This is a genomic window from Enterobacter vonholyi, from assembly GCF_040834095.1.
Taxonomy (GTDB): domain Bacteria; phylum Pseudomonadota; class Gammaproteobacteria; order Enterobacterales; family Enterobacteriaceae; genus Enterobacter; species Enterobacter vonholyi.
Window position 1 is genome coordinate 96040 of record NZ_CP162152.1, and the last position, 13026, is coordinate 109065.

Genomic DNA, 13026 nt, shown 5'->3' on the forward strand with positions numbered 1-13026 from the left:
CCTAGTTTCGGTTTCGGGTGACTTTAATCACGTCCGGCATGACGCGGATCTTGCGCATAATATTCGCCAGATGTACGCGGTCGCGGGCGGTCAGACGAATAAAGGCGCTATAAACGCGGCCATCTTTTTCTTCCGTATTCAGACTCTGAATGTTGGAAGAGGCCGTGTTGATCGCTGCCGTCAGGTTCGCCAGGGCACCCTGGTGGTTGAACATATCCACCTTAATTTCGGTGATAAATTCCTGCGCGGTCTCTTTATCCCACTCGACCGCCATAAACTTCTCGGCTTCTTTCTGGTAGCCGCGAATGTTACGACAGGATTCATGGTGGATAACCAGCCCTTTGCCCGGGCTGACGTGCGCAATAATCGGGTCGCCAGGAATTGGGCGGCAACATTTTGCGAAGGTGATCAGTACCCCGTCCGCGCCTTTAATCGGCAAATGAGCATGGCCAGATGCGCCTGGAGCAGAAGGTGTCGCTTCGCCCTGCTGCAAGTTTTTCGCTACTACGACACTCATGGCGTTGCCCAGACCAATTTCCGCCAGCAGATCGTCCAGAGACGTGAGCTTCATTCGGTCGAGTTCGCGCTGGATATGCTCCGGTGGGATCTCAGCCAGCTTACGGCTACCGCCCAACGCGTGGTTGAGCAGCCGACGTCCCAGACTGACGGAATCATCACGCTTGAGGTTTTTCAGCAGCTGGCGAATTTTGGCGCGTGCTTTGGAACTTACGACAAAGTTCAACCAGGCCGCGTTAGGACGCGCGCCCGGCGCGGTAATAATTTCTACCGTCTGGCCGCTGGAGAGCGGCTGAGACAGCGGATAAGGCTGTCTGTCGACGCGCGCGCCGACGCAGGCATGCCCGATATCGGTATGCACGGCGTAAGCGAAATCGACCGGCGTTGCGCCCGCAGGCAGTTCGACAATGCGACCTTCTGGGGTGAAAACGTAAATCTCATCCGGGAAGAGATCGGATTTAACGCTCTCGATAAATTCAAACGAGCTGCCCGCACTCTGCTGAAGTTCCAGCAGGCTCTGCATCCAGCGCTGGGCGCGGATTTGTGCGGTCGTACTGCTTTCGCCGCCGTGCTCTTTATAGGCCCAGTGTGCGGCTACACCCATCTCTGCCATCTGGTCCATGTCTTCGGTGCGAATTTGCACCTCAACAGGCACGCCGTGCGGCCCGATCATCGAGGTGTGCAAAGATTGATAGCCGTTCGCTTTTGGAATGGCGATATAATCTTTCATACGCCCCGGACGCGGCTTGTAGAGGCTGTGCATCTGCCCCAGCACGCGATAACAGGTGTCCGAGTCATGGACGATCACGCGGAAGGCGTAGATATCCATGATCGAGTGAAAACGTTGCTCTTTGAGCACCATTTTGCAATAGATGGAGTACAGGTGTTTCTCGCGACCGCTAACGCGGCACGGAATTCCCGCTTCCTGCAAGCGCCCTTCGATTTCAGAGAGGATTTTTTGAATCATCTCTTTACGGTTACCGCGTGCGGCTTTCACCACCTCTTTAATGACGCGATAACGGTTCGGGTACAACGCTTCAAAACCCAGCTCTTCCAGCTCGGTTTTAATGTGGTGAATACCTAAACGGTGCGCCAGCGGGCTGTAAATTTCGAGGGTTTCACGGGCAATACGGCGACGTTTATCCGGACGAAGTGAGCCCAGCGTGCGCATGTTGTGGGTACGGTCAGCGAGTTTGATGAGAATGACGCGGATATCCTGCACCATCGCCATAATCATCTTGCGGAAGTTTTCGGCTTGCGCCTCTTTCTTGTCGCGGAAATTCAGCTTATCAAGCTTAGAGACCCCTTCCACCAGTTCGGCAACGCTTTTGCCAAACAGCTGTTCCATGTCCTGGTAAGTGGCAGGGGTATCTTCGATCACGTCGTGCAGCAGAGCGGCCATGAGCGTTTCGTAGTCGAGTTTCATCTCGGCCAGAATACAGGCCACCGCTACCGGGTGCGTGATATAGGGTTCACCGCTTGAACGTGTCTGGCCCTCGTGAGCGTCACGTGCAACGAGATACGCCTGCTGAAGACGCTTAATCTGGTCTTCAGGCAGGTAGGTTTGAATCAGTTGATTCAGGCTTTCAAACAGATACAAGGGCGACCCGCAGGTTTAATTAACGACGACCTTCAGCAATAGCGGTTACGGCCTGCAGTTCTGCGGCTTCCTGCTCTTGCTGCTCCTGGCGCTCACGCACGTCGAGGATCTGGTTGTTGATCAGACCTTCTTCGATTTCGCGAAGTGCAATAACGGTGGTTTTATCGTTTTCTTCCGGTACCAGCGGATCTTTACCGCCTACCTGCATCTGACGAGCGCGACGCGCGGCGACCAGTACCAGGTCAAAACGGTTACCAATTTTCTCTACAGCGTCCTGAACAGTTACGCGTGCCATACTTAAAATGCTCCACAGGTGAAGAAATGACTGGGCATGATACTGAAAGTGGGTTCAGTCTGCCAACAGTTTGGTGATTAATGCGTCATGTCGCTGCTTCTGGCGGCTCATACGCAGACGTTCTGCACGAAGAATGGTTTTGAGATCGCTCAGCGCGGCATCAAAATCATCATTCACAATTAGGTAATCATATTCCGCGTAATGGCTCATTTCTGCAACAGCCTGTTCCATACGCTTTGCGATCACTTCTTCGCTGTCCTGGCCGCGCCCACGCAGGCGGCGATCCAGCTCATCTTTCGATGGTGGTAAAATAAAGATACTGCGGGAGTCAGGCATTTTCTTGCGAATTTGCTGCGCACCCTGCCAGTCGATATCCAGGAACACATTCACGCCCGTGGCCAGAACCTGCTCAATGGTTTCACGCGAGGTACCGTAGTAATTACCGAAGACTTCAGCGTGTTCAAGAAACGCGTCTCTGCCGATCATCGCTCTGAATTCGTCGTGATCCACAAAGAAATAGTGTTCACCGTGCACTTCACCCGGACGCGGCGCTCGCGTGGTATGAGAAACAGAAACCTGTGTGTCGTACAACGGTTGGGTTTTTAACAGTGCCTGAATAAGGCTGGATTTACCCGCGCCGCTAGGGGCAGAAACAATATAAAGCGTGCCTTGAGCCATGAGAGTCTTTTGTATGTGTTAACGAAGAAGTCCTACATACGGGCTTATTATACACGTCACCGCCGTGTGACGTAGTCTTTGTCACACTTTTTCCCTCGGATTATTGAATTTTGCGTGCCGTTTTCAGGTTTTATCTGGGGTTTTCAGCCACCAAAAGAAATACCGGATAGCGTCTCGCATTGTGAAACGTTGCCGTTAGCGTTGTTTCAGGCATCAGGGTATACCTCTTGCAATGCAAAGGAGGGGTAGCGATGTGGCGATGGATAAGCGGGGTAATGTTGTTGTGGTGTGGCTATGGCGCGGCGGTTTGCCCAGTGTGGTCGCAGGCAAAAGCAGAGAAAGAGATGGCGTCGTTAAGCGCGCAAATCAAACGCTGGGATAACGCTTATTGGAAGGAGGGGGTGAGCGAGGTCAACGACGAAGTTTACGACCAGCTTCACGGGCGGTTAACGCAGTGGCAGCGCTGTTTCGGCAGCGAGCCTTCAGAAGAGAAACTCCCTAATCTGACGGGGAGCGTAAAACATCCTGTCGCCCATACGGGCGTACATAAAGTGGCCAGCAAAGAGGCTCTGAGACAGTGGATGCTCGCTCGGCAACATCTGTGGATGCAGCCCAAAGTTGACGGTGTGGCGGTAACGCTGGTCTATCGTGACGGAAAGTTGGCCCAGGCCATCAGTCGAGGTGATGGCCTGAAAGGGGAAGACTGGACCGATAAGGTACGTTTAATCCCGTCTGTTCCGCAAAAGCTCACCGGCAAGTTGGCAAATAGCGTCTTACAGGGCGAGCTTTTCTGGTTAAGCGACAATCACGTTCAGCGGCAGATGGGCGGGATGAATGCTCGCGCAAAAGTTGCGGGTGCGATGATGCGGCAAAAGGATAACGCGCTATCGAATAAGCTCGGCGTATTCATCTGGGCCTGGCCGGACGGACCGAAAGAGATGCATACATCTCTAGCTGAACTGTCTCAGGCCGGTTTTACGCTGTCGGCACGGTATACGTTACCCGCCGATGCTGTTGATGCCGTCGAGAAACAGCGCGCGGCCTGGCACGTAACCGCATTACCCTTTGCCACGGATGGCATTGTGGTGCGTTCGGAGAATGAACCCGCGGGCGAAGATTGGTTACCGGGAGAAGGCAGCTGGGTCGTCGCGTGGAAATATCCTCCTGCAGCCCAGGTCGCCGAGGTGAGTGATATTCATTTTTCCGTGGGACGAACGGGCAAAATTTCCGTTGTAGCAGCGCTGGAACCCGTGCAACTGGATGATAAACAGGTGCAGCGGGTGAGTCTGGGCTCGGTTGAGCGCTGGCAGGGGCTGGATATTGCCCCGGGGGATCAGATCCAGATCAGCCTGGCCGGGCAAGGTATCCCCCGGTTTGATAAGGTGCTCTGGCGCGGGAGTGACAGACATAAACCAGAGCCTCCGGCCCCACGTTATCATTCTCTTAGCTGTTTCTATGCTTCACCGGAGTGTATGGAACAGTTCTTTGCCCGACTGACCTGGCTTAGTTCAAAGCAGGTACTTGATATTGATGGATTAGGCGAGTCAGGCTGGCGAACCCTCTGGCAGGCGCATCATTTTGAACATCTCTTTTCGTGGCTATTATTAACGCAGGCGCAGCTGCAGGCTGTACCGGGATTTTCCTCTGCGCGCGGGCTGGCGCTCTGGCACCGATTTAATCTGGTGCGCGAGAAGCCTTTTACCCGCTGGCTCATGGCATTGGGTGTGCCAATGTCGCAGTCTTCGCTGAAGGCAATGGGAGACATATCGTGGCAGAAGATGAGCGGGCGCAACGCAAAGGACTGGCAGACCCTGCCGGGAACGGGAGAGGAGAAAGCGCGACAAATCATTAACTGGCTGCACGCGCCTCAAATTGATGTGCTGGCGAAATGGCTCGCTGAACAGCACATCAATGGGTTCTGAAGCTAGTGTGCGCTGTGTTTGTAATGAAAAACGGGCAGCCCGAGCTTCAGACGCAGCGCCAGCATGCGGGCCGTAAAGCCAAACAGCAGCGTCGAGATGACCACCACGTCATGGTTAGAAACATAATGCTGCAGAGCGATATAAAGCACCGCTGCCGCAAAGGAAATGCCAGCATACAGCTCTTTTTGAAAGACCAGGGGGATGCGTTTGCAGAACATATCTCGCAGCACGCCGCCGAATACGCCAGTGACCACGGCAGCAATGGTGGCGATTACCGGGCCTTCCCCCATATCGAGCGCGATTTGCGCACCGATGATCGAAAAAACGATCAGCCCCAGCGCATCAAGCACCAGGAACAGGCGGCGAAGATGGGGCATAACGGGCGCCACGATGGTGGTTAACACGGCGGCCGTCGCCACGATAATCACGTATTCAGGGTGTTTAACCCAGCCGAGCGGGTAATGGCCAAGCAGAATATCGCGCACGGAACCGCCGCCCAGTGCGGTTGCTGTAGCAATAATGATTACGCCGAAGGTATCCATACGGCGACGTCCGGCGGCAAGTGCGCCGGTCATGGCTTCTGCGGTGATGCCAATGAGATAAAGGATGTGAAGCAGCATATACCCTCCGGTGTGAACGCGTGGGAGGTTAGCGATTTGTGCGCAAGATCACGATTGAGATTTTCTAAGGCGACTTGATTTGCCCTATAAATTTTTATCAGGATATGTTGAAAAAGCTTGATGAGCGGCGGTAAAAGACAAAAATAGATGCATGGATGGATTAGAAATAGTAATGGGTGGCACCATCGACACCACCCGAAATGCATTACTCGATATTCTGGATCTGCTCGCGCATCTGCTCAATCAGCACTTTCAGCTCAATCGCTGAATTCGTCACTTCTGCATTGATTGACTTAGACGCCAGGGTGTTCGACTCGCGGTTGAACTCCTGCATCATAAAGTCCAGACGGCGGCCCACAGCCTCTTTCTTCTTCAGAATGTTGTAGGTTTCTTTAACGTGCGCTTCCAGACGGTCCAGCTCTTCAGCGACATCGATACGCTGCGCCATCAGCACCAGTTCTTGTTCCAGACGGGTGTTTTCCAGCTGAACTTCGGCTTCTTCCAGTTTGGCGACAAGACGCTCGCGCTGCCATTGCAGCACTTCTGGCATATGGGCGCGGACTTTGGCTACTTCGGTGCTCACGCCTTCAAGGCGCTGCTCAATCATCGCTTTCAGCGCCTGGCCTTCGGTTTCACGGGCAACGATAAAGTCGTCCAGCGTGCCGTCGAGGGCTGCCAGGATTTCAGCGGCAATGGCATCCAGGTCCTGTTCACCGGCGGCCATGACGCCAGGCCAGCGCAGAATATCAACCGGGTTGATTTCGCCTTCATCGCTCTGCATTTTGACCCAGTTCGCCGCATTCACGAGCTGTTTCGCCAGTTTTTCGTTGAGGATCAGTTCGCCCTGAGCGCTGGCATCAGGCTCAAAGCGCAGGTTACATTCCACTTTCCCGCGCGTCAGACGCGTACGGATACGTTCACGTACGACAGGCTCAAGGCTGCGGAACTGCTCCGGCATACGGAAATACGTTTCCAGGTAACGCTGGTTTACCGAGCGCATTTCCCATGTGGCGCTACCCCAGCTACCCTTGATTTCACGCCGGGCGTAGGCGGTCATACTGCGGATCATAGACATTCCCGTTTTTAAAGGAGAGATGGGAGGATTATAGCTTTCGGGGGCTTCTCAGGATAGGAATAAGCGTCCTTTATCCGTATAATGCGCAGCCACATTCGTTTCAAGCCGGAGAATCCATCATGCGTCCATCAGGTCGTAGCGCCAATCAGGTGCGTCCCGTCACCCTGACCCGTAACTATACAAAACACGCTGAAGGCTCCGTGCTGGTTGAGTTTGGTGACACGAAGGTTCTCTGCACCGCGTCCATTGAAGAAGGCGTTCCGCGTTTCCTGAAAGGTCAGGGCCAGGGCTGGATCACCGCAGAGTACGGCATGCTGCCGCGTGCGACCCATACCCGAAACGCCCGCGAAGCGGCAAAGGGCAAGCAGGGCGGTCGTACCATGGAAATTCAGCGTCTGATCGCGCGTGCGCTGCGTGCAGCCGTTGATCTGAAAATCCTCGGCGAATTCACCATTACGCTGGACTGCGACGTTATTCAGGCAGACGGTGGTACGCGTACGGCGTCCATTACTGGCGCATGCGTGGCGCTGGCGGATGCCCTTAACAAGCTGGTTGCGGCCGGTAAGCTGAAAACCAACCCAATGAAAGGTATGGTTGCGGCGGTGTCCGTGGGTATCGTTAACGGTGAAGCGCTTTGCGATCTGGAATACGTTGAAGATTCTGCCGCCGAGACCGACATGAACGTGGTGATGACCGAAGACGGTCGCATCATTGAAGTACAGGGCACGGCGGAAGGCGAGCCGTTCACCCACGACGAGCTTCTCTCCCTGCTGGCGTTGGCCCGAGGGGGAATCGAATCCATTGTAACGACGCAGAAAGCGGCGTTAGAAAATTGATTTAAAAGGCGACCAATGAGTCGCCTTTTTTTTGCCTGTAAGACAGAAAAACCAAAGGAGCAAATCCATGAAATCGTATCAGCGCCAGTTTATTGAGTTTGCGCTTAACAAGCAGGTACTTAAGTTTGGCGAGTTTACGCTGAAATCCGGGCGTAAGAGTCCCTATTTCTTCAACGCCGGGCTGTTTAATACCGGGCGCGATCTGGCACTGTTAGGCCGTTTCTATGCCGAAGCGCTGGTGGATTCCGGGATTGATTTTGACCTGCTTTTTGGCCCGGCCTATAAAGGCATTCCGATTGCGACCACCACCGCGGTGGCGCTGGCGGAACACCATGACCGCGACGTGCCGTACTGCTTTAACCGCAAAGAGGCTAAAACCCACGGTGAAGGCGGGAATCTGGTCGGCAGCACACTGCAGGGCCGCGTCATGCTGGTCGATGACGTGATCACCGCGGGTACGGCGATCCGCGAATCGATGGAGATTATCCAGGCCAACGGTGCGACGCTTGCTGGCGTGCTGATTTCTCTGGATCGTAAGGAGCGTGGTCGCGGTGAAATTTCCGCTATTCAGGAAGTTGAGCGCGATTACAGCTGTAAAGTGACGTCGATTATCACCCTGAAAGAGCTGATTGCGTATCTGGAAGAGAAGCCTGAGATGGCGGACCATCTGGCGGCGGTACGTGCGTACCGGGAAGAGTTCGGGGTGTAGTTAAATTGCCCGGTGGCGCGACGCTTACCGGGCTTACGGATTACTGCAGCTGAGCAGCCACTAACGGCCAGCGGGCATCAAAATCGTCCGTTGGACGGTATTTGAATTCGCTACGCACAAACCGGGAGAGCATGCCTTCACAAAACGCCAGAATCTGGCTCGCCAGCAGCGTTTCATCAATGCTGTAACCTTCGCCCTCACGCATTTTCTTTTCGCGCAGTACCTGGCGCAGCTGCGCTTCAATTCGCTCGAAAAGCTGGTTAATGCGGCCCTGCAGTCTGTCCTGTTCAAACATCAGCGCGTGGCCGGTGAGGATACGGGTTAAGCCCGGATTGCGTTCACCGAAGCCCAGGATTAACAGCACAATCAGACGCAGACGCGCGGTCGTGTCTTTTTCATCTTTCAGAATCAGGTTGATGCGCGTGATCAGGCTGTCTTCAATGAATTCGATCAGGCTGTCGAACATCCGGGTTTTGCTCGGAAAATGACGGTACAGCGCCGCCTCAGACACGCCCACAGAGGCGGCCAGTTTAGCGGTGGTGATGCGTTGACTGCCATCGCTGGATTCAAGCATCAGAGCCAGAGATTGAAGTATTTCTTCGCGACGATTCCTTTTCGCGGTTTGTTTTTCTGCCATGTTACAAAATACCCCTGAAAATAAGCACTTGCCAGGCTAGCATCCACACAGCGACCGCAAACTGGCGTTTGCGGTTTGTTATTGCATTATGACGCTGTGAGATACGTGTCTTTCGGGCCGTTATTTGCGCCCGGAATGGCCGAAGCCGCCTTCGCCACGGTCGGTGGCGTCAAAGTCTGCCACCAGGTTAAATTCTGCCTGTACCACCGGTACAAAGACCATCTGTGCGATACGCTCGCCTGGTTCAATGGTGAAGCTGTCCTGACCACGGTTCCAGACGGAGACCATCAGTTGACCCTGATAGTCGGAGTCAATCAGACCCACCAGGTTACCCAGCACAACGCCGTGCTTATGGCCCAGACCAGAACGCGGCAGGATCACCGCTGCCAGAGACGGGTCAGCAATGTGAATCGCCAGGCCAGTTGGAACCAGGGTAGTGGCACCCGGAGCCAGTTCTACGGCGTCATCGAGACAGGCGCGCAGGTCAAGACCGGCAGAGCCGGAGGTGGCATAGGTTGGCAGCGGGAATAGCTCGCCAACACGCGGGTCCAGAATCTTAACGTCGATTTTTTTCATCATAACGGGTAACGATCTCGTCCAGTAATTGTTGGCCCAGGAGTTCCTTGCGCTCAAGCGGTAAGACTTTATCTCCATCCTGCCAGAAAAGGTGCAGTGCGTTGCTGTCGCTGTTAAATCCTTGTGTGGCCAGCGATACATCGTTCGCGCAAATCAAATCGAGGTTTTTGCGGGTACGTTTTTGCCGGGCATATTCTTCCACATTATTCGTTTCTGCGGCAAACCCAACAACGTATGGACGATGGCTTTTTAGTGCGGCGACACCGGCAACGATGTCCGGATTTTTCACCATTTTTATTGTTAATTCATCGCCTTGCTTTTTAATTTTAGCCTCGGCGATCGTCTCGGCACGATAGTCTGCAACGGCTGCACAGCCGATAAAAATCTGCTGGCTTTGAGCATGTGCCTGCACGGCGGCTTCCATCTCCAGCGCGGTGGTAACGTCAATTCGCTTCACAAACGCAGGGGTAGGCAGCGATACCGGGCCGCTCACCAGCGTGACGTTCGCGCCGCGCTTCGCCGCTGCGGCGGCAATGGCAAAACCCATCTTACCGGAGCTGTGATTGGTGATATAGCGCACCGGGTCCAGCGGCTCGCGCGTAGGGCCCGCGGTAATCATGATGTTGAGATGTTGCAGATCGTTGACAGGCGAAAAATGGGCGGCGGCCATATCAACAATCGTCAGCGGATCAAGCATGCGACCCGGGCCAACGTCGCCGCAGGCCTGGCTGCCGCTGTCCGGTCCCCAGATAAGCAGTCCGCGTGAGGCCAGCGTCTCAAGATTGTGCTGGGTGGCCGCATTACGGTACATCTGCTGGTTCATAGCAGGAACGACGGCAACAGGCGCAGGCGTGGCCAAACAAATGGTGGAAACCAGGTCGTTTGCCATACCGGCCGCCACCCGAGCGATTAAATCGGCCGTGGCGGGGGCGAGGATAACCAGGTCTGCCCATTTACCCAGTTCAATATGGCCCATCGCGGCTTCGGCGGCCGGATCGAGCAGGCTGTCAGAAACCGGGTATCCTGAAACGGCCTGCAGGCTCAGGGGAGTGATAAAGGCTTTACCGCCTTCGGTTATCGCGACCCGCACGTCAGCCCCTCGCTCGCGCAGGCGACGCACGAGATCCGGCGATTTATAAGCAGCAATGCCGCCGCTCACGCCAAGAACGATTTTTTTACCGGCCAGGCTCATCATGATTCTTTCCTGTTGGGTTTCACCAGAGAGCAGGCATTTTATCACAATCCCCAAAGCGGGGTGATTTTGTCCTTCGGCCACTTTGCGAGCCGCTACGCAAGAACGCAATGTGGTCGTCGAGCGACGGATTGGCCTGTGGCAGCATGAGGTTAAAAAAGGGAGAAAGGGCATGGAAGAAAAGGATGAGGAGCTGCTGCCGCGCGAAAAACTGCTGCGCTATGGCGTCACCCTGTTAAAAGACGATGAACTGCTGGCGCTCTTTTTACGTACCGGAACGCCCGGAAAAACGGTATTTACGCTGGCAAAAGAGCTGATAGCACATTTCGGTTCGCTCTACGGTTTACTGACCGCCGATCTGGCGCAGTTTAAGCACGTAGAGGGGATCGGCGTGGCGAAGTATGCCCAGCTGAGGGGCATAGCTGAACTTGCCCGCCGTTTTTATAATGTCCGCATGGAGAAGGAAGATCCGATCCTGACGCCAGAAATGACGCGTGAATTCCTGCAAAGTCAGTTAACCGATATTGAACGCGAGATCTTTATGGTGATCTTTGTCGATAACAGAAATCGAGTGCTTAAACATAGCTGTCTCTTTGCGGGCACATTGAGCCACGTTGAGGTGCATCCGCGTGAAATTGTGCGGGAAGCGATAAAAGTGAATGCAGCGGGCGTGATCCTCGCGCATAATCACCCCTCTGGCTGTGCAGAACCGAGCAGAGCTGACAAAGAAATCACCGAACGCATTATCAAATGCTGTCAATTCATGGACATTCGTGTGCTGGACCATCTGATAATTGGCCGCGGTGAGTACATTTCTTTCGCAGAACATGGCTGGATTTAGGCTATTTCTCGCGATCCATCGGGATCTTTGTCTGTTCGGGACTTGAGCACACCGCCGAGTCAGCGTATACTACGCCACCTTTGAGAATCTCGGGTTTGGCATTTGGGCCTGGCAATCGAGAGTTCACTTAGAACTATGCGATGACCGGGCTGTAAAGCCTGACGAGGCGCCGATACCCCATACGAAGCTCGAGCTAATTTGATTTTTGGAGAATAGACATGTCCCGAGTCTGCCAAGTTACTGGCAAGCGTCCGGTGACCGGTAACAACCGTTCCCACGCACTGAACGCGACTAAACGCCGTTTCCTGCCGAACCTGCACTCTCACCGTTTCTGGGTTGAGAGCGAGAAGCGTTTTGTCACCCTGCGCGTATCTGCTAAAGGTATGCGTGTAATCGATAAGAAAGGCATCGATACAGTTCTGTCTGAACTGCGTGCCCGTGGCGAAAAGTACTAAGTACTTAAAGAGGAAATAAATCATGGCTAAAGGTATTCGCGAGAAAATCAAGCTGGTTTCTTCTGCTGGTACAGGTCACTTCTACACCACCACGAAGAACAAACGTACTAAGCCGGAAAAACTGGAACTGAAAAAATTCGATCCAGTTGTACGCCAGCACGTACTGTACAAAGAAGCTAAAATCAAATAATTTTAGTCTCCTTGTAACGAAAAACCCCGCAACTGCGGGGTTTTTTGCATTCTGTATCTCAACGGAGGAACCATGCCTGAATTACCTGAGGTAGAAACCAGCCGCCGCGGTATTGAGCCCCATCTGGTCGGCGCGACGATTCTTCACGCGGTGATCCGCAATGGACGTCTGCGCTGGCCGGTGTCCGATGAGATCCACGCGTTAAGTGACAAACCCGTCCTGAGCGTACAGCGTCGCGCGAAATACCTGCTGCTGGAGCTGCCCGACGGCTGGATCATTATCCACCTGGGGATGTCCGGAAGCCTGCGCATTCTTACCGAAGAACTGCCTGCGGAAAAGCACGACCATGTCGATCTGGTGATGAGCAACGGCAAAGTGCTCCGTTACACCGACCCACGGCGCTTTGGCGCGTGGCTGTGGACGAAGGAGCTTGAAGGGCATAACGTGCTTGCGCATCTGGGCCCCGAGCCACTCTCAGACGCGTTTAACGCGGAATACCTCAAGGCAAAGTGTGCGAAGAAGATAAGCCCGATTAAGCCCTGGCTGATGGATAACAAGCTGGTGGTCGGCGTGGGGAATATCTATGCCAGCGAATCGCTGTTTGCCGCCGGGATCCATCCCGATCGGCTGGCCTCTTCGCTGTCTGCGGAGGAGTGCGAGCTACTGGTCCGGGTGATTAAAGCCGTATTGCTGCGCTCGATTGAACAGGGGGGAACAACGCTGAAGGACTTCCTGCAAAGTGACGGCAAGCCGGGCTATTTTGCCCAGGAGCTGCAGGTGTATGGCCGTAAAGGCGAACCGTGCAGAGTCTGCGGTACGCCCATTATTGCCACGAAGCACGCCCAGCGCGCCACGTTCTACTGCCGTCAGTGCCAGAAATAGGG

General features: G+C 54.4%; 15 protein-coding genes. 7 read left to right on the forward strand and 8 right to left on the reverse strand.

Translation table 11 applies throughout. The annotated features are described in order from the left end of the window. Position 1: 1 nt before the first annotated feature. Genes spoT through gmk form a run of 3 tightly spaced genes read right to left on the reverse strand, consistent with a single transcriptional unit; the run spans position 2 to position 3089 of the window. The gene (gene spoT, locus AB3N39_RS00425; RefSeq protein WP_111964293.1) at positions 2–2116 is read right to left on the reverse strand and encodes a bifunctional GTP diphosphokinase/guanosine-3',5'-bis pyrophosphate 3'-pyrophosphohydrolase; all 2115 of its coding nucleotides are present in this window, start codon (positions 2114–2116) and stop codon (positions 2–4) included. A 19-nt stretch (positions 2117–2135) separates the two neighbouring features. Then, complete coding sequence (gene rpoZ, locus AB3N39_RS00430; RefSeq protein WP_000135058.1) at positions 2136–2411, reverse strand: DNA-directed RNA polymerase subunit omega; 276 nt, start codon at positions 2409–2411, stop codon at positions 2136–2138. Between the two features lie 54 nt (positions 2412–2465). Further along, positions 2466–3089, reverse strand: coding sequence for a guanylate kinase (gene gmk / locus AB3N39_RS00435; protein ID WP_010426438.1), 624 nt, complete (start codon positions 3087–3089; stop codon positions 2466–2468). A gap of 251 nt (positions 3090–3340) precedes the next feature. On the opposite strand from gmk, the gene ligB reads away from it, so the two are divergent. Beyond that, positions 3341–5011 carry an NAD-dependent DNA ligase LigB gene (gene ligB / locus AB3N39_RS00440; RefSeq protein WP_143344484.1) on the forward strand — a complete coding sequence of 557 codons (1671 nt, stop codon included), beginning with the start codon at positions 3341–3343 and terminating at the stop codon, positions 5009–5011. A 2-nt stretch (positions 5012–5013) separates the two neighbouring features. On the opposite strand, the gene AB3N39_RS00445 is transcribed toward ligB, so the two are convergent. Together AB3N39_RS00445 and AB3N39_RS00450 are read right to left on the reverse strand one after the other, a co-directional pair. Then, entirely contained in the window at positions 5014–5631 is a 618-nt protein-coding gene (locus tag AB3N39_RS00445) for a trimeric intracellular cation channel family protein (protein ID WP_023334014.1), read from the reverse strand. Between the two features lie 205 nt (positions 5632–5836). After that, the gene (locus AB3N39_RS00450) at positions 5837–6700 is read right to left on the reverse strand and encodes a YicC/YloC family endoribonuclease (RefSeq protein WP_090420358.1); all 864 of its coding nucleotides are present in this window, start codon (positions 6698–6700) and stop codon (positions 5837–5839) included. A 125-nt stretch (positions 6701–6825) separates the two neighbouring features. Here AB3N39_RS00450 and rph point away from each other — a divergent pair, with 125 nt between their 5' ends. Then, the gene (gene rph, locus AB3N39_RS00455) at positions 6826–7542 is read left to right on the forward strand and encodes a ribonuclease PH (RefSeq protein WP_048975619.1); all 717 of its coding nucleotides are present in this window, start codon (positions 6826–6828) and stop codon (positions 7540–7542) included. A 67-nt stretch (positions 7543–7609) separates the two neighbouring features. Next, positions 7610–8251, forward strand: a complete 642-nt coding sequence (pyrE, locus tag AB3N39_RS00460; protein WP_367896996.1) for an orotate phosphoribosyltransferase — start codon at positions 7610–7612, stop codon at positions 8249–8251. A 40-nt stretch (positions 8252–8291) separates the two neighbouring features. On the opposite strand, the gene slmA is transcribed toward pyrE, so the two are convergent. From slmA to coaBC, 3 genes are all read right to left on the reverse strand, one after another. Beyond that, positions 8292–8888: a nucleoid occlusion factor SlmA gene (gene slmA, locus AB3N39_RS00465; protein ID WP_008502690.1), complete on the reverse strand. Its 597-nt coding sequence runs from the start codon at positions 8886–8888 to the stop codon at positions 8292–8294. A 120-nt stretch (positions 8889–9008) separates the two neighbouring features. Further along, complete coding sequence (gene dut / locus AB3N39_RS00470) at positions 9009–9467, reverse strand: dUTP diphosphatase (RefSeq protein ID WP_133293509.1); 459 nt, start codon at positions 9465–9467, stop codon at positions 9009–9011. Beyond that, positions 9445–10656 carry a bifunctional phosphopantothenoylcysteine decarboxylase/phosphopantothenate--cysteine ligase CoaBC gene (gene coaBC, locus AB3N39_RS00475; protein ID WP_367897321.1) on the reverse strand — a complete coding sequence of 404 codons (1212 nt, stop codon included), beginning with the start codon at positions 10654–10656 and terminating at the stop codon, positions 9445–9447. Before coaBC ends, dut begins: the two co-directional genes overlap by 23 nt. A gap of 172 nt (positions 10657–10828) precedes the next feature. Between coaBC and radC the strand changes: the two genes are divergently transcribed. The 4 genes from radC to mutM all read left to right on the forward strand — a co-directional run bounded on the left by radC (position 10829) and on the right by mutM (position 13024). Then, complete coding sequence (gene radC / locus AB3N39_RS00480) at positions 10829–11497, forward strand: DNA repair protein RadC (protein WP_143344485.1); 669 nt, start codon at positions 10829–10831, stop codon at positions 11495–11497. 218 nt (positions 11498–11715) lie between these two features. Continuing rightward, positions 11716–11952, forward strand: coding sequence for a 50S ribosomal protein L28 (rpmB, locus tag AB3N39_RS00485; RefSeq protein ID WP_002436699.1), 237 nt, complete (start codon positions 11716–11718; stop codon positions 11950–11952). Between the two features lie 22 nt (positions 11953–11974). After that, the gene (rpmG, locus tag AB3N39_RS00490) at positions 11975–12142 is read left to right on the forward strand and encodes a 50S ribosomal protein L33 (RefSeq protein WP_003024094.1); all 168 of its coding nucleotides are present in this window, start codon (positions 11975–11977) and stop codon (positions 12140–12142) included. A 72-nt stretch (positions 12143–12214) separates the two neighbouring features. Beyond that, positions 12215–13024, forward strand: coding sequence for a bifunctional DNA-formamidopyrimidine glycosylase/DNA-(apurinic or apyrimidinic site) lyase (gene mutM / locus AB3N39_RS00495; protein WP_143344486.1), 810 nt, complete (start codon positions 12215–12217; stop codon positions 13022–13024). Positions 13025–13026 lie beyond the last annotated feature (2 nt).